The organism is Georgenia sp. Z1491, assembly GCF_049856175.1.
Lineage (GTDB): Bacteria > Actinomycetota > Actinomycetes > Actinomycetales > Actinomycetaceae > JB111.
In genome coordinates this window covers 1-26,035 of the sequence record NZ_JBNDNA010000004.1, presented here as the reverse complement: position 1 = coordinate 26,035, position 26,035 = coordinate 1, and the positions used below count along the sequence as shown (strand labels likewise).

Annotated in this window: 26 protein-coding genes and 2 pseudogenes; 20 read left to right on the top strand and 8 right to left on the bottom strand. The window is 73.0% G+C overall.

Annotation, left to right across the window (positions count from 1 at the left end; all coding sequences use genetic code 11):
• Positions 1-57: 57 nt before the first annotated feature.
• Genes ACPYO4_RS05285 through ACPYO4_RS05265 form a run of 5 tightly spaced genes read left to right on the top strand, consistent with a single transcriptional unit; the run spans position 58 to position 4,744 of the window.
• Entirely contained in the window at positions 58-816 is a 759-nt protein-coding gene (locus ACPYO4_RS05285; RefSeq protein ID WP_425708170.1) for an HpcH/HpaI aldolase family protein, read from the top strand.
• 1 nt (position 817) lies between these two features.
• Positions 818-1,621, top strand: a complete 804-nt coding sequence (locus tag ACPYO4_RS05280) for a carbon-nitrogen hydrolase family protein (RefSeq protein ID WP_425708169.1) — start codon at positions 818-820, stop codon at positions 1,619-1,621.
• On the top strand, positions 1,618-2,721 hold the full coding sequence (locus tag ACPYO4_RS05275; RefSeq protein ID WP_425708168.1) for a C4-dicarboxylate TRAP transporter substrate-binding protein: 1,104 nt from the start codon (positions 1,618-1,620) through the stop codon (positions 2,719-2,721). The genes ACPYO4_RS05280 and ACPYO4_RS05275 overlap by 4 nt, the downstream gene beginning before the upstream one ends.
• On the top strand, positions 2,718-3,323 hold the full coding sequence (locus tag ACPYO4_RS05270; protein ID WP_425708167.1) for a TRAP transporter small permease: 606 nt from the start codon (positions 2,718-2,720) through the stop codon (positions 3,321-3,323). The genes ACPYO4_RS05275 and ACPYO4_RS05270 overlap by 4 nt, the downstream gene beginning before the upstream one ends.
• Positions 3,320-4,744, top strand: a complete 1,425-nt coding sequence (locus ACPYO4_RS05265) for a TRAP transporter large permease (RefSeq protein WP_425708166.1) — start codon at positions 3,320-3,322, stop codon at positions 4,742-4,744. Before ACPYO4_RS05270 ends, ACPYO4_RS05265 begins: the two co-directional genes overlap by 4 nt.
• A gap of 160 nt (positions 4,745-4,904) precedes the next feature.
• On the opposite strand, the gene ACPYO4_RS05260 is transcribed toward ACPYO4_RS05265, so the two are convergent.
• Together ACPYO4_RS05260 and ACPYO4_RS05255 are read right to left on the bottom strand one after the other, a co-directional pair.
• Positions 4,905-5,177, bottom strand: coding sequence for a hypothetical protein (locus ACPYO4_RS05260; RefSeq protein ID WP_425708165.1), 273 nt, complete (start codon positions 5,175-5,177; stop codon positions 4,905-4,907).
• A gap of 263 nt (positions 5,178-5,440) precedes the next feature.
• On the bottom strand, positions 5,441-6,325 hold the full coding sequence (locus tag ACPYO4_RS05255) for a LysR family transcriptional regulator (protein ID WP_425708164.1): 885 nt from the start codon (positions 6,323-6,325) through the stop codon (positions 5,441-5,443).
• 197 nt (positions 6,326-6,522) lie between these two features.
• Between ACPYO4_RS05255 and ACPYO4_RS05250 the strand changes: the two genes are divergently transcribed.
• From ACPYO4_RS05250 to ACPYO4_RS05230, 5 genes are all read left to right on the top strand, one after another.
• Positions 6,523-7,644, top strand: a complete 1,122-nt coding sequence (locus ACPYO4_RS05250) for a tartrate dehydrogenase (RefSeq protein ID WP_425708163.1) — start codon at positions 6,523-6,525, stop codon at positions 7,642-7,644.
• Positions 7,645-7,761: 117 nt separating this feature from the next.
• Positions 7,762-8,730, top strand: coding sequence for a tripartite tricarboxylate transporter substrate binding protein (locus ACPYO4_RS05245; protein WP_425708162.1), 969 nt, complete (start codon positions 7,762-7,764; stop codon positions 8,728-8,730).
• Between the two features lie 25 nt (positions 8,731-8,755).
• Positions 8,756-10,417, top strand: a complete 1,662-nt coding sequence (locus ACPYO4_RS05240; RefSeq protein WP_425708161.1) for a tripartite tricarboxylate transporter permease — start codon at positions 8,756-8,758, stop codon at positions 10,415-10,417.
• A 1-nt stretch (position 10,418) separates the two neighbouring features.
• On the top strand, positions 10,419-10,889 hold the full coding sequence (locus tag ACPYO4_RS05235; protein WP_425708160.1) for a tripartite tricarboxylate transporter TctB family protein: 471 nt from the start codon (positions 10,419-10,421) through the stop codon (positions 10,887-10,889).
• A gap of 90 nt (positions 10,890-10,979) precedes the next feature.
• Positions 10,980-12,146, top strand: a complete 1,167-nt coding sequence (locus tag ACPYO4_RS05230) for a mandelate racemase/muconate lactonizing enzyme family protein (protein WP_425708159.1) — start codon at positions 10,980-10,982, stop codon at positions 12,144-12,146.
• Between the two features lie 18 nt (positions 12,147-12,164).
• On the opposite strand, the gene ACPYO4_RS05225 is transcribed toward ACPYO4_RS05230, so the two are convergent.
• The 5 genes from ACPYO4_RS05225 to ACPYO4_RS05205 all read right to left on the bottom strand — a co-directional run bounded on the left by ACPYO4_RS05225 (position 12,165) and on the right by ACPYO4_RS05205 (position 17,477).
• Positions 12,165-12,593, bottom strand: a complete 429-nt coding sequence (locus ACPYO4_RS05225; RefSeq protein ID WP_425708158.1) for a VOC family protein — start codon at positions 12,591-12,593, stop codon at positions 12,165-12,167.
• A gap of 226 nt (positions 12,594-12,819) precedes the next feature.
• Positions 12,820-13,665 (bottom strand): serine hydrolase, encoded by an 846-nt coding sequence (locus tag ACPYO4_RS05220; protein WP_425708157.1) that lies wholly within the window; start codon positions 13,663-13,665, stop codon positions 12,820-12,822.
• Positions 13,662-15,086: an SLC13 family permease gene (locus ACPYO4_RS05215; protein ID WP_425708156.1), complete on the bottom strand. Its 1,425-nt coding sequence runs from the start codon at positions 15,084-15,086 to the stop codon at positions 13,662-13,664. The genes ACPYO4_RS05220 and ACPYO4_RS05215 overlap by 4 nt, the downstream gene beginning before the upstream one ends.
• Positions 15,083-16,756, bottom strand: a complete 1,674-nt coding sequence (locus ACPYO4_RS05210; protein WP_425708155.1) for an N-acyl-D-amino-acid deacylase family protein — start codon at positions 16,754-16,756, stop codon at positions 15,083-15,085. The genes ACPYO4_RS05215 and ACPYO4_RS05210 overlap by 4 nt, the downstream gene beginning before the upstream one ends.
• Before the next feature lie 10 nt (positions 16,757-16,766).
• Entirely contained in the window at positions 16,767-17,477 is a 711-nt protein-coding gene (locus ACPYO4_RS05205) for a response regulator transcription factor (protein ID WP_425708154.1), read from the bottom strand.
• A 71-nt stretch (positions 17,478-17,548) separates the two neighbouring features.
• Between ACPYO4_RS05205 and ACPYO4_RS05200 the strand changes: the two genes are divergently transcribed.
• From ACPYO4_RS05200 to ACPYO4_RS05180, 5 genes are all read left to right on the top strand, one after another.
• Positions 17,549-18,823: an NAD(P)/FAD-dependent oxidoreductase gene (locus tag ACPYO4_RS05200; protein ID WP_425708153.1), complete on the top strand. Its 1,275-nt coding sequence runs from the start codon at positions 17,549-17,551 to the stop codon at positions 18,821-18,823.
• Between the two features lie 196 nt (positions 18,824-19,019).
• Positions 19,020-19,304, top strand: coding sequence for an HU family DNA-binding protein (locus ACPYO4_RS05195; RefSeq protein ID WP_425708152.1), 285 nt, complete (start codon positions 19,020-19,022; stop codon positions 19,302-19,304).
• Between the two features lie 162 nt (positions 19,305-19,466).
• A complete protein-coding gene (locus tag ACPYO4_RS05190) occupies positions 19,467-19,796 on the top strand; it encodes a DUF3039 domain-containing protein (RefSeq protein WP_425708151.1) in 330 nt (109 codons plus the stop codon).
• The gene (locus ACPYO4_RS05185) at positions 19,793-21,631 is read left to right on the top strand and encodes a DEAD/DEAH box helicase (RefSeq protein WP_425708150.1); all 1,839 of its coding nucleotides are present in this window, start codon (positions 19,793-19,795) and stop codon (positions 21,629-21,631) included. The genes ACPYO4_RS05190 and ACPYO4_RS05185 overlap by 4 nt, the downstream gene beginning before the upstream one ends.
• A gap of 142 nt (positions 21,632-21,773) precedes the next feature.
• Positions 21,774-21,980: a hypothetical protein gene (locus ACPYO4_RS05180; RefSeq protein WP_425708149.1), complete on the top strand. Its 207-nt coding sequence runs from the start codon at positions 21,774-21,776 to the stop codon at positions 21,978-21,980.
• Positions 21,981-22,066: 86 nt separating this feature from the next.
• On the opposite strand, the gene ACPYO4_RS05175 is transcribed toward ACPYO4_RS05180, so the two are convergent.
• Positions 22,067-23,425: a nicotinate phosphoribosyltransferase gene (locus ACPYO4_RS05175; protein WP_425708148.1), complete on the bottom strand. Its 1,359-nt coding sequence runs from the start codon at positions 23,423-23,425 to the stop codon at positions 22,067-22,069.
• Between the two features lie 88 nt (positions 23,426-23,513).
• On the opposite strand from ACPYO4_RS05175, the gene clpS reads away from it, so the two are divergent.
• The 5 genes and pseudogenes from clpS to ACPYO4_RS05150 form a co-directional block, all read left to right on the top strand.
• A complete protein-coding gene (clpS, locus tag ACPYO4_RS05170) occupies positions 23,514-23,846 on the top strand; it encodes an ATP-dependent Clp protease adapter ClpS (protein WP_425708147.1) in 333 nt (110 codons plus the stop codon).
• Position 23,847: 1 nt separating this feature from the next.
• Entirely contained in the window at positions 23,848-24,543 is a 696-nt protein-coding gene (locus ACPYO4_RS05165; RefSeq protein ID WP_425708146.1) for a DUF2017 family protein, read from the top strand.
• 10 nt (positions 24,544-24,553) lie between these two features.
• Positions 24,554-25,378, top strand: coding sequence for a glutamate racemase (murI, locus tag ACPYO4_RS05160; RefSeq protein WP_425708145.1), 825 nt, complete (start codon positions 24,554-24,556; stop codon positions 25,376-25,378).
• Between the two features lie 176 nt (positions 25,379-25,554).
• Positions 25,555-25,842: pseudogene (locus ACPYO4_RS05155) on the top strand (glutamate racemase); the annotation flags it as partial.
• Positions 25,839-26,035, top strand: a pseudogene (locus tag ACPYO4_RS05150) (MBL fold metallo-hydrolase); the annotation flags it as partial. The pseudogenes ACPYO4_RS05155 and ACPYO4_RS05150, both read left to right, overlap by 4 nt.

Here is a 26,035-nt window from a genome sequence, read left to right as displayed (position 1 = left end):
GCACATGGTTCCCGGTGGCCACCGCTGCTCTCCGGGCACCTCCGACGAAGGAGGAAGATGAACTCCCGAACGCAGTCCCGTCACGCGGTCTGGCTGACCGAGCCGTCCACCGCCGCGGTGGAGATGGCCCGCATCGCGGGGTACGACACGATCGTGCTCGACATCGAGCACGGCCTGTTCGACCTCGCCGCGCTCGACTCGCTGATCCCGTTCATCCGGGCCACCGGCATGCGCGTGATCGCCAAGGTGCTCGGTCCCGAGCGCGGGCCCATCCAGCAGGCGCTGGACTTCGGCGCGCACGCCGTCGCGATCCCGCACATCGAGTCCGCCGAGCACGCGGCCGAGATCTGCGGCTTCGCCAAGTTCCCGCCGCTGGGAGACCGCTCCTTCGCCGGCGGCCGGACCTCCTCCTACCGCGGCTTCACCGACCAGTGGGTGAGCGACCAGGACACCGGCACGGCTTGCTACCCGATGATCGAGGACGCCTCCGCGTTCGACGCGATCGAGGACATCCTCGCCCTTCCCGTCGTCGACGGCGTCTTCGTCGGCCCGTCCGACCTCTCGCTGCGCCGGGACCGCGGGGCCTACTCGGTCCAGGCCGAGGACCTCGACGACGTCCGCACCGTCGCCAGGGCCGCGCAGGCCGCCGGCAAGCCGTGGGTCCTGCCCGCCTGGAGCCGCGCCGAGCAGGAGCTCGCGGTCGAGGAAAACGCAGACACGATCGTGGCCGTCATGCAGTACGGGGCCATGCTGAACGGCTTCACGACGACGAGGGACGCGCTGCTCGAGATCGAGTCGCGCGGGAAGGACGCCTGACATGACGCTCACGGCAGCCGTGGTGCAGCTCGCACCCGGCAACGACAAGGACGCCAACCTGGCCGAGATCGAGTCGCACCTCCGTGCGGCCGCCGCCCGCGGCGCGCGGCTCGTCGTGCTCCCCGAGTACGCCGTCTTCACCGTCCCGGCCATGGACCACCGGTTCGTCGAGAGCGCCGAGCCCCTCGACGGGCCGACCGTGCGCAGGCTCGCCGAGCTGGGCGCCGAGCTCGACCTGACGATCGTCGCCGGCGTCAACGAGCCCGCCGGGGACGGCCGCATCCACAACACGCTCGTCGGGCTCCAGGGCGGTCGGGTCGCGGCCGTCTACCGCAAGGTCCACCTCTACGACGCCTTCGGCTACAAGGAGTCCGACCGGGTCGACGCGGCGAGCCCCGCCGCGCCGCAGCTCCTCGAGGTCGACGGCTTCACCGTGGGGATGCAGACCTGCTACGACCTCCGGTTCCCCGAGGTGAGTCGGACCCTCGTCGACGCCGGGGCGGACGTCCTCGCGCTGCCGGCCGAGTGGGTTCCCGGCCCCCTCAAGGAGTACCACTGGAACACGCTGCTGCGTGCCCGGGCGATCGAGAACACCGCCTACGTGGTCGCGGCCGACCAGTGCGCGCCGACCGGCGCCGGCAACAGCGTCGTCCTCGACCCGATGGGAATCGCGGTCGCGGGCGTCGGCGAGGCCGCGGGCGTCGCCGTCGCCGAGCTCGACCCGGACCGGCTCGCCCACGTGCGCACGGTCAACCCCGCGCTCGAGCTGCGCCGGTACGCCGTCGTCCCGCGAGGAGAGCGATGACGTCGGGTCGCACGCGGCACCGTCGGTCGGTCGCGGCGCTCGCGTGCGCCGCGACGGCGGCAAGCCTCGGGCTCGCCGCCTGCGGCACCTCCGCGGAGGAGGGCGAGGAGTTCGTCCTGCACTACACGACCTACTCCAACGCGACCTCGGACCAGAGCCTGACCGTCCAGCGGTGGGCGGACGAGGTCGAGGAGCTCACCGACGGGGGAGTCCGGGTGGAGTTCCACTACTCGGAGAGCCTGGTCGGGGCCGACGAGTCGGTCCAGGCCACCCTCGACGGTCGGGCCGACCTCGCGCAGGTCGGATCGCTGTACGCCGCTTCCGACCTGTCGATGTTCACCGTCGTCGAGCTCCCGTTCGAGACGGAGAACCCTGAGGTGCACATGCGCACCATCGAGCGGATGTACGAGGAGGACCCGATCTACCGGGAGGACTTCGACCGGCAGGGCGTCCGCCAGCTCTTCCCCCTCCCGCTCGCCAGTGCGGTCGTCGGTGTCAACGAACCGGTGGAGTCCCTGGACGAGCTCGCGGGCCGGAGCATCCGCGCCGGTGGCCTCACCGCCGGGGTGCTGCTGGCGGCCGGTGCCAACCCCGTCGCCATGACCGCCACCGACGTGTACGAGTCGATGGAGCGCGGCGTCATCGACGGGTACACGTCGCTGGCCCTCGCCAGCCTGCCCACGTTCGGCCTGTCCGACGTCACGCCGCACATCCTCGACCCCGGCATCGGGGTGTACGCCTCCTCGATCGTCGTCGTCAACGAGGAGCTCTTCGACTCGATGCCGGCGGAGTACCAGGACGCGATCCTCACGGCCTCGGGGAACGCCGTCGACACGGGGCTGGAGGAGATGGGCGTGCTCGGCGACGAGGCGTGCGCCGACCTGCAGGCGAACGACACCGAGTTCTCGTCCCTCCCGGACGAGGACGTCGACGCCTGGCGCGAGTCCGCCGCGGCGGACGAGGACTGGATCGCCCGTTACGACGACCGCGGGTACGACGCCGGTGCCGTGCTCGACACCTACCGGCAGATCATCGAGGAGGAGACCGCGACGTCCACCTACGTCGACCCCCTCCACCAGTGCATGGAGCAGGCCTCGTGACCGCGCCCCGCCTGCCCCGCCCGATCACCGGCTTCGCCCAGGTCCTCAGCCTCCTCGCCGGCGCGCTGCTCCTGGTGCTCGCCCTGCTCACGGTCGCCGACGTCGTCGGGCGGTCCGTGTTCGACCGGTCGATCGTGGGCACGGTCGACATCTCGACGATGCTGCTCGTCGGCGTCGCCTTCCTCGGGCTCGCGGCCGCCCAGGTCGACGGCCGCCACGTCGACGTCGACCTCGTCGAGGCCCGGCTGCCGCAGGGCGCCCGGGTGGCCATGGCGCTCACGCGGTGCGTGCTCCTCGTGCTGCTCGGCGCCGTCCTCACGTGGGGCCTGACCGAGCAGCTCCTCAGCGCCCACGGCCGGGGTGAGACCACCAACGACATCCTCCGCCTGCCCACGTGGCCGGCGAAGCTGGCGCTCGTCGTGTCCTTCGCCCTGTTCTTCGTCACGGCCGTGTGGTCGACGGTGCTCGACGTCCGGCGGCTGCGCCGCGGCGAGGAGCTCGCCCCCTCGTGGGCGGACCAGACGGTCGACGAGAGCCTGCTCGGCACCGCGCAGACCACCACGACCACCGCCACCACGACCACCGACGGAGGTGCGCGATGAGCGCCGAGAATCTCTTCGCACTGGCCTCCGTGCTGGTCGTCTTCCTGGCGCTGCTCGCCGTCAGGTTCCACGTCGGGCTCTCGCTCATGCTCGCCGGCATGGTCGGCGTCGTCATGCTGCGCACGACCGACGCCGCGGTGAGCACGGTCGCCAGCCAGCCGTTCTCCACCTCGGCCGACTACTCGCTGACGATCATCCCGCTGTTCATGCTCATGGGTGTCTTCGCGGTGCACGGCCGGCTCGCCGCCGCGGGCTTCGACGGTGCCTCCCGCATGCTCGGCCGGTTCCCGGGCGGGTCGGCCCTGGCCTCGCTCGCCGGGTCCGGCATGTTCGCCGCGGTCACCGGGTCGAGCGTCGCCACCGTCGCGACCATGGCCCGGGTCTCCACCGACGCGATCGTCAAGGCCGGGCACGGCATCAAGCTCGCCGCCGGAGTGGTGAGCGCGGGCGGCACGCTGGGGGTGCTCATCCCGCCGTCGATCGTCCTCGTCCTCTACGGGGTCGTCACCGAGGAGAGCATCGGGCAGCTCCTGCTGGCCGGCATCGGACCGGGCCTGCTGACGATCCTCGTCTACGGGATCACGATCGTGCTCCTCGTCGTGCGCGAGCGGCGGCGCGCCGCCCGGGCCCCCGCCGCCGCGGCGGCCGTCGGCGGGTCCACCGGGAGTGCCGCGGCCGACGGCGAGGCCGCGCGTCCGGCCACGGACGGCGCCGGGACGGACGTGGCCGGGACGGACGGCGCCCGGCCGGCGCCGGTCACCAGGCCCGACCGGGCGGGGGTCGCCTATCTCGCGGTGATCTTTCTCGTCTCCATCGGCTCGATCTACGCCGGTATCGCGACCCCGACCGAGGCGGCGTCCTTCGGCGCGACGGCGGCCCTGATCATCCTGCTGATCCGCACGCGGCCGCCGCGGTGGATGACGGTGCTCAAGGAGTCGGTGACGGAGGCCGTCGGGCTCACCGCCATGACGTTCCTGCTCATGGCCGGGGCCGGGGTGTTCACCTACTTCCTCGCCCTGTCCGGCGCGAGCAGCGCCCTGGTGGACGCCGTGGTCTCCGCCGACCTCGCGCCCTACCTGGTGCTCGTCCTGTGCCTGCTCATCCTGCTTCCGCTGGGCATGTTCCTCGACGGCGTGTCGATGATCCTCGTCGCGGCCCCGCTGCTGCACCCGATCCTCACCGAGTACGGGTTCGACGGCATCTGGCTCGGGATCCTCGTGGTCAAGGTGGCCGAGATGGCCCTCATCACGCCGCCGGTCGGCATGAACGCCTTCGTCTACGCCGGCTCCGTGCCGGAGGCCGGGCTCGGGCGGGTCTTCCGCGGGATCGTTCCGTTCATCGTGGCGGACATCGTGGTGGTCGCGATCCTCATCCTCGTGCCGGACATCGTCACGTTCCTGCCCGAGATGGGCAACGCCTGACGGCGGCGGCCACCAGGGAGGCGGCGCGGTCGAGATCGCGTCGGCCGACCCCGTGACCGCCCGGACGACGAAGGATCCCGAACCGAACGGTTCGGGATCCTTCGCGTGCGTGCCGACGAGCCAGGAGGGTGCGAGTCTCCCGCTCGGCGGCCCGTCCGCCTCACCGGAGGAGTCCGGCGGCGAGCAGGTGCCGGCCGAGCTCGGCGCGCTCGTAGCCCGTGCTCGCGTCGAGATCGTCGCCGACGTCGTGGCCGAGGAGGCGTCGGACGACGGCGAGGGTTCCGCTGCGCGGGATGGCCGTCGGCGCGTGCACCTCGGGGGTGGTGACCGTGGCGCCGTGCTCCTTACGGATCACGAGGATCGGCTCGTCGACACCGGCGTCCCGGACGGCGGTGCCGATCAGGGGTGGGTCGAGGGTGCTGGGGATGGGCATGGGGTGTCCTTCGCGGTGGTGGGCGCGCGGGAGCGCCCGTCGGGTGTGCGTGCGTCAGGGGCGTGCTCGGGCAGTGCTCGAGCGCCCGGTCGTGGGTGATCGCCCCGTCGGGCAGGCATGCCCGACGTCGAGGAGCAGGGGCGGCTCCCGTGTCGTCTCGCGCGTCACGTGGCCTCGTCCCGTGCGCGTCCTCTAGTGCTGCGTCATGCCGCTCACGCTACGAGGGTGGCCACGGGTGTGTCGCGTCTTTTTCCGCCGACCGCTCAGAGCGACCCGGCGGACCGGAAGACGTCGACGAACGCCGAGGCGGCGGGGCTCAGCTCGCCCGACCGGTGCATGGCGACCACCGTCAGCCCGACCTCGGTGCGCAGGTCGTTGACCTGGAGGCCGGCGTGGCGGGCGAGCGAGCGCCAGCCCTCGGCCATGATCGCGGTCCCCGTCCCCGCGAGCACCATCGGCAGGATGGCCTCGCGGTGCTCGGACTCGATCGCGACGGACGTCGAGCGGTTGGTCGCGACGACCTCGTCGGCGACCTTGCGCATCCCCGTCCCCTCCTGGCCGGCGATGAGGCGGAGCCCCTCGAGGTCGGCGTAGGTCAGCGCCCGGCCCGCGGGCAGGCTGCTGTCGCGCGGGGCGACGACGATGAAGCCCTGGTGCGTGACGGGCACGAGGGTGAGGCTGCCGGAGTCGATCGGCGTCGTCGTGGCCGCGACCCCGACCTCGACGGTCCCGGACAGCACGAGTGTGCTCACCGTCGACGGCGTGCCGGCCGCTCGGATGACGATCTCGACGAGCGGGTACCGGCGCGTGAAGGCGTCGAGCACCGCCGGGAGCGGGTCGACCGCCTGCGACGGCATCGTCGTGATGACGAGGCGCCCCTGGCGCAGCCCGGAGACCGCCTCGACGTTGGCGCGCGACAGCGCGAGCCAGTGCAGCACCTGCCGGGCGGGGGAGACGAGCGCCTCGCCCGCGGCGGTGAGCCGGAGCGAGCGGCCCGTGCGCGTGAACAGGTCCGTCCCCAGGCTGCGCTCCAGGTTCTTGATCGACTGCGACACGGACGGCTGCGCGACGAAGAGCTTCTCGGCGGCCGGGTGCACCCCGCCCTCGTCGACCACGGCGAGGAAGTACTCGAGCTGTCGGGCGTCCATGACGGGACGATACCGAGGCGCGACCTATCAGAGCGCCGATCCTGCTCGGTCTGAACGGCCACGATTCGCTGGGACGATAGCTGCTGCCTATCTGAATGATCCGCAACTCGTCTTGGACGCGCTGCGCTGCCACGCGCTTCACTGTCCGGGTCGCTGCGAGGACGCAGCGCACAGCCGCAGCCGCACAGGAGCGTGTCGTGACGAAGTCGTTGAGCATTGCCGTCATCCCTGCCGACGGGGTGGGGCGTGAGGTGGTCGAGGTCGGCCGGCAGGTCCTCGAGGAGGCCGTCGCCGCGACCGGCGGGGACGCGGACCTGACGTGGACCGAGTACCCGTGGGGCTCCGAGTACTACGCCGAGCACGGCACGATGATGGCGGCCGACGGCCTCGAGCGGCTCAGGGAGCACGACGCGATCTACTTCGGCGCCGTCGGCTGGCCCGGCGTCCCGGACCACGTGAGCCTGTGGGGCCTGCGGCTCGCCATCTGCCAGGGGTTCGACCAGTGGGCGAACGTCCGGCCGGTCGTGTTCCACCCCGGGATCACCAGCCCCTTGCGCAAGGCCGACACCACGCCCCTGGACTGGGTCGTGGTCCGGGAGAACAGCGAGGGGGAGTACGCGGGCATCGGGGGCCGGAACTTCTCGGCCCGCGACGGCGGCGAGGTCGCCGTGCAGAGCTCGCTGTTCACCGAGTCCGGCTGTGAGCGCATCATGCGCTTCGCGTTCGACCTCGCCCGCACGCGGGACCGCAAGAAGGTCGCGAGTGTGACCAAGTCCAACGCACAGCAGTACGGCATGGTCCTGTGGGACGACGTGTTCCGCCGGGTCGCCGCCGACTACCCGGACGTGGAGACCGAGAGCGTGCTCGTCGACGCGATGGCGGCGAAGTTCGTCCTGCGTCCTGAGGAGCTCTCGGTGGTCGTCGCCTCCAACCTCAACGCCGACATCCTCTCCGACCTCGGCAGCGCGCTCGCCGGCAGCCTCGGGCTGGCCAGCAGCGCCAACCTCGACCCCGACCGCCGCTTCCCGTCGATGTTCGAGCCGGTCCACGGGTCGGCGCCCGACATCGCCGGGACCGGGGTCGCCAACCCCATCGGCGCGGTGCTCAGCGGTGCGCTCATGCTCGACCACCTCGGCCTGACGGACGCCGGCGACGCGGTGCGGGCCGCCGTCGACGCCGTGACGGGCTCCGGCGTGCTCACCCCCGACCTCGGCGGCACCTCGGGCACAGCCGACGTCACGTCCGCGCTGCTCGCCGAGCTGCGCTCCGCCGGCGACGCCGCGACCGCCCGGGCCGGTGCAGGAACCGCCGCCCGCTGACCGGCTGGCCGGGCCCGCCCCGGCCGACCATCCGGCGACGACGCGCCCACCGCGTCGCCGCCACGCGCACGACGCACGTACCCGGTTCGCACGACACGATCCAACGGAGGACGAGAGATGAACCGACCGACGAAGACCGCGGCGCCGCTCCTGGCCGGCGCGCTCCTGCTGGCCGCCTGCGGCGGTGGCGGCGGCGATGCCGCCGACTACCCCGAGCAGCCGATCGACTACGTCGTCGCCTTCGACGCCGGCGGCGAGTCCGACATCACCGCGCGCCTCCAGCAGAACCCCCTGGCGGAGGCCCTCGGGGTCGACATCACCGTCTCCAACCAGCCCGGCGGCGGCGGCGCGCTCGCGTGGTCCGAGCTCACCCGCACCGCGCCGGACGGCTACACCGTGATGGGCCACAACATCCCGCACATCATCCTCCAGCCGATGATGCGCGACGACGCCGGCTACGAGACCGACGACCTCGAGCACGTCTACTTCTTCCAGAGCACGCCGAACGTGCTCATGGTCAGCGCCGACAGCGAGATCGAGACCTTCGCGGACTTCGTCGAGGAGGCCCAGGCGAACCCCGGCACCCTGTCGATCGGCGGGTCGGGCGACTACAGCGCCAACCACGTCGGCACCCTCCTGCTCAACGACGAGGCGGGCATCGAGACGACCTACACCCCGTTCTCTGGGACCGGCGCGGCGACCCCGGCGCTCCTCGGCGGCCACGTCGACGCGCTCATGACCTACACGCCGATGATCGACCAGCTCGGCGACCAGGTCCGCGTCCTCGCCGTCGCGACGGAGGAGCGCCTCCCGCAGTGGGAGGAGTACGAGACCTTCATCGAGAATGACGTCGACCTTGCCGACGGCGCCTACCGTGGTGTCGCCGTCCCGCCCGAGACGCCGCAGGAGATCATCGACCAGCTCGTCGCTGCCTTCGAGGAGGTCAACGAGGACGAGGAGCTCGTCTCCCAGTTCGAGCAGCAGGGGTTCGTGCTCGAGAACATCGGGCCGGACGAGGCCCGGGAGCTCATCGACGAGCGCCGCGAGGTCTACACCGACCTGTTCGAGCGTCTCGGCCTGCTCTGACCACCGGCGGCTGAGAGCAGAGACCATGCTGGAGATGCTCGGCCAGGGACTCCTGGCGAACCTCGCGCCGTCCACGCTGCTCCTCGTGCTCGTCGGCACGGCGGGCGGCATGGCGATCGGCGCCATGCCAGGACTGAGCGCCACGATGGGACTGGCGCTCCTGGTCCCCTTCACGTTCACGATGGACCCGACGAACGCGATGGTCCTGCTCGGGGCCTTCTACATGGGGGCCATCTACGGCGGCTCGTTCACCGCGATCCTCGTCAACGCCCCCGGCACGCCGTCGTCCGTCGCGACCGCGTTCGAGGGCTACAAGATGACGAAGAAGGGCAAGAGCGAGCTCGCGGTCGTCGCCGCCACCATGGGTTCGCTCGTGGGCGGCATCGTCGGCGTCGTCGCGCTCATCTTCCTCGCCCCGCCGCTGGCGGACTTCTCGCTGCGGTTCGGCCCCCAGGAGTACTTCTGGGTCGCCATCTTCGGTCTGACGATCATCGTCAGCATGTCGACCGGCTCGATCCTCAAGGGGGTCATCGGCGGTGCCATCGGACTGCTCCTGGCGACCATCGGGATCGCGCCCGTCGGCGGCGACGTCCGCTTCACCTTCGGCGAGCCGATGCTCCAGGGCGGTGTCCCGCTGGTGCCGGCGATGGTCGGCCTCTTCACCATCCCCGAGGTCATCAAGCTCATCGCCCGCAAGGGCCGCGAGGCGGAGATGGAGCTGGCACCGAAGGAGCGCGACAGCGTCTGGCGGATGATCGGCCAGACCGTCGGCAAGCCGTTCAACGCCATCCGCTCGGCCGTCATCGGCACCGTCGTCGGCATCCTGCCCGGGGCCGGGGGCAGCGTGGCCAACCTCGTCGCCTACAGCGAGGCAAAGCGAGCCTCGAAGGTCAAGGAGAACTACGGCAAGGGCGAGGTCGAGGGCGTCGTCGCCGCCGAGTCCGCGAACAACGCCACCGTCGGCGCCGGCCTCATCCCCACGTTGACGATCGGTGTGCCGGGCACGCCGCCGGACGCGATCATCCTCGGAGTCCTGCTGCTGCACGGGCTCCGCCCCGGCGCCGAGCTCTTCGAGACCTCGGGCGACCTCGTCGGCACCCTCATCGTCGCGCTCGCGGTCTCCGCGATCATGATGGTGCCCGTCGGGCTCATCGCCGGCCGCGGCCTGCAGCGCGGCGTGCTCGCGCTTCCTGCCCGCTACCTCGCGCCCGGGATCATGGTGCTGACCATCGTCGGTGCGTTCGCCGTCCGCTCGTCGGTCGTCGACGTCGTCATCATGCTCGTCCTCGGCGTGCTGGCGTACCTCCTTGGGCTCGTCGGGATCAGCTCCGCACCGATCGTGCTGGGACTGATCCTCGGCACGATCGCGGAGACCGGTCTCGTCCAGGGCCTGCTGACGTCGCAGGGCGACGCGACCCCGTGGCTGTCCTTCTTCACCCGCCCGATCAGCATCGTGCTCATCGCGATGACCGTGATCTCGCTGCTCTGGCCCGTGATCCAGGGCATTCGGAAGAGGCGCGGGACGGCCACGGACCTGGAGTCCGAGCTGACCGAGGCGCACGAGGCGGAGAAGGCGTCGGCACTGGCCGACGACGACACGGTGGTGTCCGACGCTCACGCTGCCAACGACCACGACGGGGCCACCACCGACCGTGGCCAGGCCGAGCACCGAGGCGGAAGGGACTGACATGGCACGCGTTCTCACGGCCTCGTCCAAGGTCAACATCCTCGTCGGTGCCCTCGTCGTCGCCGTCGCCGGCGTCTTCTGGAGCCAGCGCAGCTACACGACGCCCTACGGGGGAACGTTCCCCGACCCGATCATCCTCGTCCTGGGCGTGCTGGGACTCGTCCTCGTCGTCCTCGGTCTCCTCGGCAAGGACGTGAGCGGCGGAGACGACCAGGACCTCGAGCGGCTTCCGGTGCTCCGGCTGCTCGTCGCCGTCGCGGTGCTCTCGGGCTGGGTGCTCTCGCTGCCCTTCCTGGGGTACGTGGTCGGCGGCATCGTGTTCTTCGTCCTCACCGCGTTCCTTATGCGCAAGGAGCGCCCCACCTGGAAGGGCGTCGTCCTCGACGTCGCCGTCGCGGTGGTGCTCCTGGTCGTCTTCAACTACCTGTTCGCCGAGTTCCTGTACATCCGGCTGCCCGTCCTGGGCCTCTGAGACCGAGCACGACGACGTCCCGCGCGGGGCGGGCGTCGTCCCGCCCGCACCCGCCCCGGACGCCCGTCCCCACCGAGAGGAAGCCCATCCATGAGGATCGTCGAGATCCGCGAGCGCACGTTCCCGATCAGCTCGCCCATCCGCAACGCCTACATCGACTTCAGCAGGATGACCCTGAGCCTCGTCGCCGTTGTCACCGACGTCGTGCGCGACAGCCGCCCGGTCGTCGGGTTCGGCTTCAACTCCAACGGGCGGTACGGGCAGGGCTCGATGATGCGTGAGCGGTTCATCCCCCGCGTGCTCGAGGCCGACCCGGCCTCGCTTCTGGACGAGACCGGGGAGAACCTCGACCCGTCGGCCGTGTGGGACGCCATGATGTCCAACGAGAAGCCGGGCGGCCACGGTGAGCGGTCCGTCGCCGTCGGGACCATCGACATGGCGGTGTGGGACGCGGTCGCCAAGATCGCGGGCGTGCCGCTCTACCAGCTCCTCGCCGACCGGTACGGCGACGGGACGCCGGACCGCGACGTCTTCGTCTACGCGGCCGGGGGCTACTACTACCCCGGTCAGGACCTGCGTGCGCTGCAGGACGAGATGCGCGGCTACCTCGACCGCGGGTACACCGTCGTGAAGAAGAAGATCGGCGGCGCCGACCTGGACACCGACCTGCGGCGGATCGACGCCATCCACGAGGTCATCGCGGGGCGCGCCACCCTCGCCGTCGACGCGAACGGACGCTTCGACCTGGAGACCGCGCTGCGGTACGGGGAGGCGCTGAGCGACTACGACCTGTTCTGGTACGAGGAGCCGGGGGACCCGCTCGACTTCGAGCTCCAGGCGCAGCTCTCCCAGGCCTACCGGGGGGCGATGGCCACGGGCGAGAACCTCTTCTCCGCCCAGGACGCGCGCAACCTCATCAGGTACGGCGGGATGCGACGCGACCGCGACTGGCTGCAGTTCGACTGTGCCCTGAGCTATGGGCTCGTCGAGTACCTGCGCATCCTCGAGATGCTGCGCGAGCACGACTGGTCCCCCCGGCGCTGCATCCCGCACGGCGGTCACCAGATGTCGCTGAGCATCGCGGCCGGGCTCGGCCTGGGAGGCAACGAGTCCTACCCCGACCTGTTCCAGCCGTTCGGCGGGTTCCCCGACGGGGCCCGGGTCGTCGACGGGAAGGTCACGCTGCCCGAGCTGCCCGGCATCGGGTTCGAGGGCAAGTCCGACCTGTTCGAGCTGATGGCGGACCTGGCGGGCTGAGCCGGCCCGGGCCTGCGGTCAGCCGATGTTGAACATCCAGCCGATGCCGTACCTGTCGGTGACCATCCCGAACGAGGCGCCCCACGGCGCCTCCTCGAGCGGCTGCGTGGCCTCGCCGCCCTCCGCGAGCGCGTGGAACGCAGCGGTCAGCGCCTCCTTGTCCTCGGCGTCCCCGACCAGGGAGATCTGGACGCTGCTGCCGGGCGTGTGCGGCATGTCGGCGGGGACGTCCGCGGCCATGACCTGGAAGCCGAACGGGGTGGTCAGCTGGGCGTGCATGACGAGGTCCGCCTGCTCCGGGGGAACCATGAGCTCGCCTCCGGTGCTCTGCGCGAACGAGGCGTGCGTGTCCACCTCGAGCTCGCCGCCGAGCACGGACCGGTAGTGCTCCATGGCCTCGGCCGCGGTGCCCTGGAAGTTGAGGTAGGGGACGAGTGTGACGGTCATACGGGTTCCTCCCGTGCGACGCCGCCCGGCGGGCGACTCGTTGTCCGGCGCCCACGGCGTCGCAGGCACCCGTCGACCGATGCGCGGTCGACGCCTCACACGCTAGCGCCGGTCACCGACACCGGGAACCCCGGCGGGCCGGCTCCGGTCCGCCCGTGTGGGCGGGTGCCCTGCGCGCGGGAGCCGGCCCGCCCCGCGGGCAGTGACCAGGCGGGCTCGTTCGCGCTCACCCCGCGGGTCGATCGCCGACGGCCCAGCCCTGCCGCACGTGGCGGACCGTCAGGCGCGCGGCCTCGGCGATCACGCGCGCAGCCTCGCCCGACACGAGGGTCGACGCCCCGGCGTCGGGCAGGTCGGAGCCGAGGGCGGCGAAGCCGATCTCCTGGCCGCCGATCCGCAGCAGCCCGGCGTCGTGGCGCAGCCCCGGCAGCTCACCGGGCTTGTGCAGCACCTCGACACCGGGTGGGACGCCCGCCGGTATCCGGTCGTTCGCCGTCTGCTCGGCCAGGATCGTCAGCAGCACCTGCGTCGAGCGACGCGTGAGGAGCTCGCCCGCCCCGACGCGCCGGTAGAGCACCGCGAGCTCGCCCGCGGACGCGACGTTGTCCCGACCCTCACGCGCGGCGGCCGCATCCATCATCCGCCGGCGCAGCGCGGTGGTGCGCAGCCCCAGGGCCGCGACGTGCTCGCCCAACGCGTCCAGGCCGAGCAGGTCGATGAGCATGTTGGTGGCGGTGTTGTCGCTGACGGCGAGGCAGAGCGTGAGCGTCTCGCCCAGCGTGAGCGCCTCGACCGACCCCAGCAGCCGCAGCGTCCCGGACCCCCCGGTACGGACCTCCGGGACCGTCAGCCGCTGCCCCAGGTCGAGCCGCCCGGCGTCGACCTCGCGCAGGACGGCCACCGCCAGCACAGTCTTGACGGTGCTGGCGGCCGGCACGGCGTCGTCGGCGCGCGCGCCGGCCTCCCAGGCCGCCGTGGAGACCGCGAACGACCAGGTCCCCGGGGAGCGCTCGGCGAGCTCGGCCAGCGCCGGCTCGAGCGCGTCCGGCGCCGCGCGTGGACGGCCGGTCACAGCACGAGCAGGAACAGCGCCGCGAACATCACCAGCGTGGCCGCCATGACGGTCCAGCCGTTGATGAGCATCATCTTGAGGTTGGACGACCGGGCGAGGCCCATCTGCGCGATCATGTCGGCGTTGGGGAACGGGCCGAACCAGTCGATCTGGCTGCCGCCCAGCAGCGCGGCCGCCCACAGCCCCGGCGGGATACCCAGCGACATGGCCAGCGGCGCGAACAGCTGGTTGATGAGGACGACCTGCGCCACGGCGGCCCCGGCGATGCCGATCCAGCCGACGACGAGCACGAGCATGAGGAAGCCCCACGGGCCGACGCTCTCGAGGGTGGGCTCGAGCGCGGAGAGCATGCTCTCGTACGCCCCGGAGCCCTCCATGACGACGAGCAGCGGGTTGAACAGCCAGAACAGCAGGAACAGCCAGACGAGGCTGCCGGCACCGCGGAAGAACGCGTCCATCACCCTGGGGGCGGCCAGTCCCGCGGCCAGCGCCGTGGTCACGGTAGTGACGAGCATGGTGACGATCGCCCAGGTGAAGCCGGGCTCCAACCAGATGCCGAGCGCCGTCATCACGAGGATCGTGCCGATGAAGGCGAGTGCGGCGCGCTTCTCGCTCGCCGTCGAGGGGCGGTCGAGCTCGGAGCGGGCGGCGACCTCCTCCTCGTACTGGTCGCCGGCGGTGCGGCGATGGATCACGCGCGCCATGACGAACCCGACGCCCCACACCACGACCGCCATCGGCAGACCGGCGTGCAGGAGGTAGTCGACGTAGCTGATCTCCGCGGCGCGCATGATCGAGACCACCGGCGGCGTGTACGGCCCGATGACGAGGCCCGCCGCACCGGCCGTGTGCAGCATGATCGCCACGGCCGGCCGGGACCGGCTCGCGGCCGCCGCCACGGGGATGACCAGCGGCGCGAGGATGGCGTTGGCGCCCGCGAGCGTGCCCAGCGCGCCGACGAGGACCGTCGAGGCGAGCATGATGCCGACCTGCGCGCGCCCCGGGGTGCTCATGCCCACTCTGCGGAGCAGGACGGCGACGAGCGTGCGGGCCGCCCCGGTCTCCGAGGCGACGGCGCCGAGGCCGCCGCCGAGCATGATGATGAGCCCGACGACGGCGATGAACGACCCGAGCGACTCGGACATCAGGGTGCCCGCCTCGACCGGCGTGGTCCGGGACATGACGAGCGCGACGAGCAGGGCGATCGCCGTCGACAGGACGACGTTGAGCTCGAGGAGGACGAGCACGGCGTACACCACGACGGGGAACAGGCCCCACATGCCGAGCTGGCCGTCCACGGTCAGGGCGACCACCACGGCGGTGACGAGCCCGCCGAGGGCGACGACCATCCCGATGCGCTGACGCAGGGCCGACGCCCCGTGCTCGAGCCTCTCGTCGGAGGCAGGGACAGGGTGACTCATCGGTTCCTCCGTGAGGTCGGGACGTGGTCGGAAGCGGTCGGTCGAGGCGGCCGGTCGGTGATCACGGTGCCGTGGCGGGAGTCGGTGACCCGGCCGCCCACCACGGCGGGGCGACCGCCGACCCAGACGTGCTCGACGCCGTCCGAGAGCTCCCACGGCTCCTCGAACGTCGAGCGGTCCGCGATCGTCCTCGGGTCGAACGCCACGAGGTCGGCGCGCGCACCGACCCCGAGGACGCCGCGATCGGCCAGGGCGAAGCGTGAGGCCGGCAGCGAGGTCATCCGCCGCACGGCCTCGGGCAGGTCGAGCAGACCGCGCTCGCGCACGTACCGGCCGAGCACGCGCGGGAAGGTCCCGAAGTTGCGCGGGTGGGGATGACCCGCACCCCGGGCGCGCAGCACCCACCCGTCGGAGGCGACGGCGCACAGCGGATGCGTGAGCACGGCCTCGACGTCGGCCTCGGCCATCGCGTGGGCGACGACGGTGACCGCACCGGATCCCCGACGGAGCAGCTCGGCGGCCGCCCGGCCCGGCGTGGTGCCCCTGTCCCGGGCGACGTCGGACAGCGACCGGCCGACCACTCCGGCCGGCCCCTGGTCGCCTCCCGCCGCGTCCCGCCCGCCGACCGCGGCGACGACCAGCCGGTCCGGCTCGAAGAGCGGCTGGGCGCCGGCGTCGAGCTGGTCGCTCAGTTCGCTGCGGCGCCGGTCGTCGGAAAGAATCTCGAGCAGTCCGTCGACCCCGGCCGCCATCGCCCAGGCGGGCAGGCGGCTCGTCAGCGTCGTCGAGGAAGCGGTGTAGGGGTAGACGTCGAAGCCGACGTCGAAGCCCTCGTCGACCGCCGCCTCGATGAGGGCGATCGCCTCGTGGACCCGTCCGTGGTTCGCGGCACCCAGGGCCTTGAGGTGGGAGATCTGCGTGCGCACCCCGGTGGCCCGGGTGATCGCCAGCGCCTCGTCCACCGCCTCGAGCAGCGAGCCCGCCTCGTTCCGCACGTGCGTGGAGTACGTGAGCCCGAGCTCGGCCGCGACCTCGGCGACGGCCACGAGCTCCTGCGTCGTCGCGAAGGAGCACGGGGCGTAGGTCAGCCCAGTCGAGTAGCCGCGGGCCCCCTGGGCCGCGGCGTCGGCGAGGAGGCCGCGCATGACGTCGATCTCGCTCACGGTGGCCGGGCGGTCGTTCGGGCCGACGGCGGCGAGCCGGAGCGCGGAGTGGCCGACCTGCAGCGCGAGACCGACGCCGGTCCCGCGCTCCTGCACCGTCCGGGCGAAGGAGCCGGGACCGGTCGCGTCCCAGGGGACCTCGGGGGAGAAGAACGACGACGCCGAGGGCAGGTCCGGGCCGCCGTCGTGCGGGAACGGCGACCAGCCGCAGTTGCCGGACACCAGCGTGGTCACGCCCTGCGTGAGGACGGTGGTGGCGGCCGGCGAGCCCCACAGCGAGAAGTCCGCGTGGGAGTGGATGTCGACGAAGCCGGGAGCAAGGACGAGCCCGGTGAGGTCGATCCGCTCGCGGGCCGGCGGCTCGGGCGCGTCCGGGCGCAGCAGGAGAACGACGCGGCCGTCGTCGACCCCCACCGTGCCGGCACGCAGGGGCGCACCGGTGCCGTCGGCGAGAGTGGCACCCACGAGCAGCAGATCGACCTCGGACATCTCCTCGCTGAGACTCATCGGAGCGACCCTAGGGACGAGCCCGACCGGTCAGCATCCCCCCGGAGGGAGGAGACAGGGCGCCGGCGCCTCGGTCCGCCGGGCCCCGGGCGTCCGTGAACAGCGCCCTGCGCGTGGGCAGGCCCAGCTTGCGCAGGACGTTGCGGACGTGCGTCTTGACGGTGGAGACCTCGAGGAAGAGCTCGGCGGCGATCTCGGGGTTCGTCCGGTGCTCGAGGAGCAGACCGAGGACCTCCCGCTCGCGCTCGGTGAGCCGGGCCTCGTTCCCGAGGGAGGAGGCCGCGGCCGGCCGCGCGGCCCCGGCACCGCCGGCCGCGCCTGGTCCGCCGGCCGCGCCCGGTCCGCCGGCCGCGCCCGAGACGGTGCGCAGGGCCTCGACGAGCGCCGGTCCGTCCGTCGTCTTGGGGATGACCGTCACCTCACCCGACCGCACCAGGCCGGCGGTGGGGACGTCCTCGCTGAAGGCCGTGTAGAGCACGAGCCGCGCGTCGCACACGGCACGCAGCCGACGGCCCAGGTCGATCCCGATGAACTCCCCGCCGAGACGTGCCGGCAGGAGGACGACGTCGGGGCCCAGGCGGCCGGCCGCGCGCAGCGACTCCGCCGCCGAGCCGGCCTCGCCGACGATCTCCATGTCCGGCCGGTGCATGAGCAGGCTCTTGATGCCCCACAGGACGACCGGATGGTCGTCGACGAGCAGCACCCGGGTTCGCCCGTCCACGCCCATCTCCTCCCTGCGCTCCTCCCGACGGGGTGATCCCGCGCCCGGGAGGGCCTACCTACCGTCGCTCCATGACGGATCCGGACGAGTCAGGTTCTCATACCGCGGCGGCAGGAGGCGGGACCCATGACGTCGTCGTGGTCGGCGCCGGTGTGGTCGGGTCGACCGTCGCGCGGCACCTCGCGGCGGGCGGCCGTTCGGTCGTCGTGCTCGATGCGTCGGACGATGTCGGAGGGGGCTGCAGCTACGCCAACGCCGCCCTGCTGGCCCCCGCCCACGTCGGGCCCCTGTCGACGCCGGGCGCCCTGCGGGACGCCGCCCGGCAGCTCGGTCGCCGCCCCCCGGCGGTCCGCGTGCACCCCGACCCGAGCCTCGCCGGGTGGGCGACGCGCCTCCTCGCCGCGGCCGCGTCCGGGCGCGTCGCGGCCACCGCGCAGGAGCTCGGCCGGCTCGCGCACCGCAGCGCCGAGCTCCACGAGGAGCTGCACCGCTCGGGGCTCAACGACTCCTGGTCGCGGACCGGGTCGGTCGACGTCCGGCTCACCGGCGCCGGGCGCGCCCGGCGCGGCGTGGCGTCCGCTCTGTCCGGGGCCGAGCTGCGCGCGCTCGAGCCCGCACTGGGCCCGGTCGTCGGCGGAGACCTGCATCCGCACGAGGCCGTGACGGAGAGTCGCGGGTTCGTCCGGTCGATGCTCTCCTCGTTGCGCGACAACGGCGGCGAGGTGCGGTTCGGGACCCGCGCGACCGGGCTCGACGTCGCCCGCGGCGCGGTCGTCGGGGTGCGGACGGACCGCGGGCCGCTCATCGCGCGCCACGTCGTCGTCGCCGCGGGACTCGGGAGTGCGGCGATCGCCCGGGATGCCGGCCTGCGGCTGCCGCTGCGCGGCGGTCGCGGGTACGTCGTCGATCTCGCCCGCGGACCGGGCGACCCCGCCGTGGCCGTCCGGCTCGTCGAGCACCGTGTGGTCGTCACCCCCATGCAGGACCGGGTCCGGGTGTCGGGGTACCTCGAGCTCGGCGCGGAGGGACGTCCCCTCGACCGTCGTCGCGCGGCCGACCTCGTCCGGGTCGCCGCGCGGGCCGTCCCCGCGCTCACGGGCCGCGTGGTCGTCGACACGTGGGCGGGGGAGAGGCCCGTCCTGGCCGACGGCCTGCCGGCCATCGGCCCGTCGGCGGCGGCGGACGGCCTCGTCCTCGCCGTCGGGCACGGGATGTGGGGGCTCGTGCTCGCGCCCGTCACCGCCGAGCTCGTGGCCGGGCACGTGGACGGCTCCGCCCCTCACCCCGTGCCGGGTCTGTCGCCGGACCGGTTCACCCGCGGCCTGGCCCCCGGCCGGGCGGCATGACCCGGGACGCGGCGTGCCGCGCCCCGCACCCCTGTTGCGGGTGTGACTCATGGTGTCCACGTGACGCGACTGGCCGATGAATCGGCGCCACACCGCCGATTTCTGCCTGCCGAAGCACGCATGGGGCCAGATCTGTGCGTAGTCTCGTCGCACTGCGCTCCACCGGGCGCTCACCACGTACGACGAGAGGGATTACATGTCCGTCAACCGCACCGAGCTCGTGGCCGCCATCGCTGAGCGCGCCTCCCTGACGAAGGCTCAGGCCGACTCCGCCCTGGGCGCCTTCCAGGACGTCCTCATCGAGTCGCTCAAGGCCGGCGACCCCGTCAAGGTCACGGGCCTGCTCTCGGTCGAGCGCGTCGAGCGCGCGGCCCGCACCGGCCGCAACCCGCGCACGGGCGAGGCCATCGAGATCCCCGCCGGCTACGGCGTCAAGGTCTCGGCCGGCTCCAAGCTCAAGGACGCCGTCTCCTCGAAGTGACCTCGGGCTCCGCGACGGGCGGGTGGTGGCTGCCGCCGCCCGCCCGTCGTCGTTCCGGCTCGAGCCGAGCCGCCGCACCTGGCCGGCGCGACACACCCGCGTGGTCTTCGCGACGCCTGAGGGGACTGCCGGGCGCGTTGACCGAGACCTAGACTGGCGGTCATGAGCTCCATCCCGGACGAGAACCAGCCGCACGCCGCCCCGGCGGGCCCGGCGACCTCCACGGACGTCCTCGAGCGCACCGAGACGGAGCACGAGGAGCGGCTCGACGCCGGCGACGCCGAGCGGTACGCCCACTACGTCCGCAAGGACAAGGTCGAGGCCGGGCGGCCCGTCATCGCCCTGTGCGGCAAGGTCTGGACGCCGGGCCGTGACCCGAAGAAGTTCCCCGTCTGCCCCACCTGCAAGGAGATCTACGAGGGTCTCGGCGGCGGCGAGGGCTCAGGTGGCGGACGCCGCGGCTGGCCGTTCGGCCGGGGCCGCGGGGAGTGACCGCCCGCCAGACGTCCAGGTCGGAGCCGACCCCCCAGCACGCGGGACCGCCCGCGCCCCAGGCGCCGTCGACCGCCGCGGCCGAGCAGCTCTCGCCGGCCTTCCCGCAGCGTGCCGCCTGGGGCACGGTCGCTCCGCTGCGTGCCTGGCAGGCCGAGGCGATCGACCGGTTCCGCGAGCTCGACGCCCGGGACTTCCTCGCCGTCGCGACCCCCGGCGCGGGCAAGACGACCTTCGCGCTGCGGGTCGCCACCGAGCTGCTCTCGACCGGTCAGGTGCGGCGCGTGAGCGTCGTGTGCCCGACCGAGCACCTGAAGTCCCAGTGGGCGGCCGCGGCCGAGCGCGTCGGCATCTCGCTCGACCCGTCCTTCACCAACGCCCAGGGGCGCCACGGGGCGCACTTCGACGGCGTCGCCCTCACCTACGCGCAGGTGGCCGCCAACCCCGCGCTGCACCGGGCGCGCACCGAGACCGAGCCCACCCTCGTCATCCTCGACGAGGTGCACCACGGCGGGGACGCGCTGTCCTGGGGCGACGCCGTCCGGGAGGCCTTCGAGCCGGCGCGTCGCCGCCTGGCCCTGACCGGCACCCCCTTCCGCTCCGACACGGCCGCGATCCCGTTCGTCGACTACATCGCCGGCGCCGACGGCATCCGACGCTCCCGCGCCGACATCACCTACGGGTACGGTCAGGCGCTCGCTGACGGCGTGGTCCGGCCCGTCATCTTCCTCGCCTACTCCGGGCTCATGCGGTGGCGCACCCGCACGGGCGACGAGATCGCCGCCTCGCTCGGCGAGCCGCTGACGAAGGACCAGACCGCCCAGGCCCTGCGCACCGCGCTGGACCCCGACGGCGAATGGGTGCCGTCGGTGCTCGCGGCCGCCGACGCCCGGCTCACGGAGGTGCGGCGGACCGTCCCGGACGCGGGCGGCCTCGTCATCGCCACCGACCAGGCGGCCGCTCGCGCCTACGCGCGGGTGCTCGCCGGGATCGCGGGCGAGGAGCCGGTCGTCGTCCTGTCCGACGACGCCGGCTCGTCGGACCGCATCGAGGACTTCGCCCGCGGCGAGCAGCGCTGGATGGTGGCCGTGCGGATGGTGTCCGAGGGTGTCGACGTGCCCCGGCTCTCCGTCGGCGTGTACGCCACGACGACCGCGACCCCGCTGTACTTCGCGCAGGCCGTCGGACGGTTCGTCCGCGCCCGGCGCCGCGGGGAGACCGCATCGTTGTTCCTACCCTCGGTGGGTCCGCTCCTGGCGCTCGCCGGCGAGCTCGAGGCCGAGCGGGACCACGCCCTCGACCGACCGGTGCGGGAGGAGGAGTTCGTCGTGCCCGAGGACGCGCTCCTGGCAGAGGCGAACCGCGAGGAGAAGGCCTCCGACGAGCTCGCGCTCCCCGGCTTCGCCGCCCTCGGCTCGCAGGCGACGTTCGACCGGGTCCTGTTCGACGGCGGGCACTGGGGCACCGAGGCCGACGTCGGGTCGCCCGAGGAGCAGGAGTACCTCGGCATCCCCGGGCTGCTCGAGCCGGAGCAGGTGACGACGCTGCTGCGCGAGCGGCAGGCCAAGCAGGCTGCCGCGCAGAAGGACCAGGCGGCGGCCGCGCGTCGTCGGGCGGCGAACGCGGGGGTCGACGAGCACAAGCGGCGCGCCCAGGCCCGCAAGGAGCTGTCCTCCCTGGTGTCCGCGTGGTCGCGCCGGGCGGGGACGCCCCACGGTGTCATCCACACCGAGCTGCGCTCGCGGTGCGGCGGCCCGGAGGTGGCCACGGCGTCGACGGAGGAGATCGAGGCACGCATCGCGCTCGTGAGGAAGTGGTTCGTCGGCGGTCGCTGACCCCCGCCACCGACGAGTGAGCGGAGTTCTGCTCGGCGAGTGCGCGCGACGCCCGGACGGGGAGGACTGCCACGGCCCGCGGGCACCGGCGCGTGAGAACCTTGACCACGCACCGACGAGAAGCACGACCGAGGAGGACCCCGTGGGCTGGTGGCTGACCCCGTTGCTGCTCGGCGCGCTCGCGATCGTCGTCGGCGTCCACGAGCACGAGATCGGCTGGCTGCAGTGGATCGGCGTTGGGCTGGTCGTCGTCGGGCTCGCCGTGTCGATCGCCCGGCCCGGTGGCACGAGGCAGAAGACGGGGCGCCCGTCGGACGTCCGGGGCGCGGCCGGCCCGTACTTCAGCTGACCTGGGCGGGTCGACAGCCGCACACTCGCTGACCACCATCCGCAGTCCCGGCGACCCGGGGGCAGGGACGCGAGACCCCTCGGCTGCTAGGTGTCGTCGCTCGCGTCGACGTCGACGTGCCGGGTCGGGATCGCCGGCTCGCCCTCCGAGAGTCGCCATGCCGGGTACGGCAGCGCCGCGCGCGCCTCGGCGTGCCGTTCCCGGGCGGCCCCGAGCGCACCCGGGCCGTGGTGCTCGGCGACCGGTTCGCCGCCGACGACGAGGTCGACCATGAGGCGGCGCGCCCCCTGTCGGTCGACCTCCGCCCACACCTGCTCCGACGACGTCCCGGACACGACGAGCTCCTCGACCGCGCGGCCGGCGCCGTCGACGATCCGGCCCGCCCGCTTGAGCCCGCCGACCGACTTCTTCGACGTCGACCGCTTGGCCACCTCGTGCGGCCGGCCGTCCGCGCCCACGCGGGAGACCAGCTTGTAGACGAGCTCGGCGGTCGGGTGTCCGGAGCCGGTGACGAGCTTCGTCCCCACGCCGTAGCTGTCCACGGGCGCGGCGTTGAGCGCGGCGATCGCGTACTCGTCCAGGTCGGAGGTCACGGTGATCCGCGTCGTCGTGGCGCCGAGCGCGTCGAGCTGCGCGCGCACGGTGAACGCCTGCGCCACGAGGTCGCCCGAGTCGAGGCGCACAGCACCGAGCTCGCCGCCGGCGGCGCGCGCGGCCGCGACCGCCAGCTCGACCCCGCGCTCGACGTCGTAGGTGTCCACGAGCAGCGTGGTCCCGGGCCCGAGGGCGTCGACCTGGGCGGCGAACGCCTCCTCCTCGGAGTCGTGGAGGAGGGTGAACGAGTGGGCGGCCGTGCCGATCGCGGTGATGCCGTACCGGCGGCCGGCCTCGAGGACCGAGGTCGCGGAGAAGCCGCCGACGACCGCCGCGCGAGCCGCGGCCACCGCGGCGTCCTCGTGCGTACGGCGGGCCCCCATCTCCAGCAGCGGCCGACCGTGCGCCGCCGTCGCCATTCGGGAGGCCGCGGCTGCCACGGCGCTGTCGTGGTTGAGGATCGACAGCACGAGCGTCTCGATCACGACGGCCTCGAGGAACGTGCCCTCGACCACGACGATCGGCGACCCGGGGAAGAACACCTCGCCCTCGGGGTAGCCGACGACGTCCCCGGTGAACCGGTACTCGCGCAACCGGTCGATCGTCTCCTCGGAGACGATCTGCTCGCGGTGGAGGTAGTCGAGCTCGGCGGGGCCGAACGTGAAGTCGCCGAGCGCATCGAGGAGACGTCCCACGCCCGCGACGACGCCGTACCGCCGCCGCGGCGGGAGCCGGCGGTTGAACACCTCGAAGACGCTGCGACGCTCGGCGGTCCCGGAGCGCACTGCGGCCTCGACCATGGTCAGCTCGTACATGTCCGTCTTCAGCGCGGTCGATGCGCGGGGGCTCATGGACAAAGGTTAGTCGCGAGGGGTCGGCGTCGCCGCGCCCGGACCGCGCGAGGCCGTGACCCCGGCGGCGGACGTTATCGTGGACGCCATGGTCCGACCCGTGGCACCGGCCGCCCCGGAGGCTCCCGCGGCCCCGGAGACCGACCGGCTCGCCGAGGCGAGCGCCGAGCCCGAGGCGCGGCGGGCGCCGGTCTGGCGCTGCGTGGTGCACGACGACCCGGTCAACCTCATGACCTACGTGACGTGGGTCTTCCGCACCTACTTCGGCTATCCGGAGGCGCGGGCCCGCAGCCTCATGCTCCAGGTGCACCAGGATGGCCGCGCGGTCGTGTCGACCGGCTCGCGCGAGTCGGTCGAGGCGGACGCCGCGGCCATGCACGGGTACGGGTTGTGGGCCACGATCGAGGAGGGCGAGGACTGACATGGACCCCTTCCGCCGCGTGCGGGGCGGCATCGCCTCGCGCCTCGACGTCCATGAGCGGCTCTTCCTCGCCCGGCCCTTCTCCGACGTCGCCTCGCTCCTGGGGCACGGCGAGCCGCCGGGCGAGACGGAGGGCGCCGGCACGGCGCCCGGTGACGCAGGAACCGACGGTCGAGGCGCCGCGGGCACCGAGCCCGCGCCCCCCACGGGCGACGACGCCGTCCTCGCGGCCCTCGACTTCGTCCCCACCGATGCCGGACCCGCCGGCGACCGGCCGCCGACCGACCCGGCGCTCGCCCGCCTCCTGCCCGCGATGTCCGAGGACGAGTCGATCGCCGGCGAGCTGCGCGAGCTCACCGAGGCGCCGCTGCGCGCCGAGAAGATCCAGCGCCTCACGGCGGTCGTCGAGGAGCTCGACACCCCGACGGGCCCCGACGGCGCGTTCCTCGTCCGCGACGGCGAGGAGGCCGACGTGCTGCGCGCCGTCAACGACGTCCGCCTCGTGCTCGCCACGCGGCTCGGTCTGGGGGACACCCTCAGCGACGAGGAGCTCTACGCGCGCGCCGAGGCCGCCGGCTCGGGCGCCACGGACGGGCCCGACGCGGTCCTCGAGGCCATGGCGATCCTTTACACGTCCTTGACCTGGTGGCAGGAGTCACTGATCAACGCGCTGCACACGCGACCCCGGTCGAACTAGCGTCGTCGCCATGAATGATGCGCCGATCGGCATCTTCGACTCCGGCGTCGGAGGCCTGACGGTCGCTCGTGCCGTCATCGATCAGCTCCCGCACGAGCAGGTCGTGTACATCGGTGACACGCGCAACAGCCCCTACGGCCCGCGCCCCATCGGGGAGGTCCGCCAGCTCGCGCTCGAGGTCATGGACGAGCTCGTCACCGCCGGTGTCAAGCTCCTCGTCATCGCCTGCAACTCCGCCTCGGCAGCCGTCCTCGCGGACGCACGCGAACGGTACGCCCTCGACGCGGGGGTGCCCGTCGTCGAGGTCATCCGACCGGCCGTGCGGCGTGCGGTCGCAGCCACCGGCACCGGACGGGTCGGCGTCATCGCCACGCGCGCGACCGTCGACTCCGGTGCCTACCGAGACGCCTTCGCCGCGGCTCCCCGCCTGGACCTGACCATCGCTCCTGCGCCGCGGTTCGTCGAGCTCGTCGAGGCGGGCATCACCTCGGGCCCCGAGGTGCTCGAGATCGCGGAGCAGTACCTCGCGCCCGCCAAGGATGCCGACGTCGACACCCTCGTGCTGGGCTGCACCCACTACCCGCTGCTGACGGGGGCGATCTCCTACGTCATGGGACCCGACGTCACCCTCGTCTCCTCCGCGGAGGAGACCGCGAAGGACGTCTACCGCACGCTTGTCGCCCACGACATCGAGCGCAGCCCTGCCGCCGGGCCGCCGCAGCACAGGTTCCTGTCCACCGGGGACCCCGAGGAGTTCGAGCGGCTCGCGCGCCGCTTCCTCGGTCCCGAGGTCAGCAGCGTCGAACCCACCAGCCGAGGGGCGGTCGCGCTGTGAGGCTCACCGTCATCGGCTGCGCCGGATCGATGTCCGGACCCGACTCCGCGGCGTCGGCCTACCTCGTCCAGGCGAGCGGCCCCGGTCCGGACGGCACGGAGCGGGTGCACTCGATCGTCCTCGACCTGGGGCCCGGGGCGATGGGCGCCATGCTCAACCACGTGGACCCGGCCGACCTCGACGCCCTCGTGCTGGGCTGCACCCACTACCCGCTGCTGACGGGGGCGATCTCCTACGTCATGGGACCCGACGTCACCCTCGTCTCCTCCGCGGAGGAGACCGCGAAGGACGTCTACCGCACGCTTGTCGCCCACGACATCGAGCGCAGCCCTGCCGCCGGGCCGCCGCAGCACAGGTTCCTGTCCACCGGGGACCCCGAGGAGTTCGAGCGGCTCGCGCGCCGCTTCCTCGGTCCCGAGGTCAGCAGCGTCGAACCCACCAGCCGAGGGGCGGTCGCGCTGTGAGGCTCACCGTCATCGGCTGCGCCGGATCGATGTCCGGACCCGACTCCGCGGCGTCGGCCTACCTCGTCCAGGCGAGCGGCCCCGGTCCGGACGGCACGGAGCGGGTGCACTCGATCGTCCTCGACCTGGGGCCCGGGGCGATGGGCGCCATGCTCAACCACGTGGACCCGGCCGACCTCGACGCCCTCGTGCT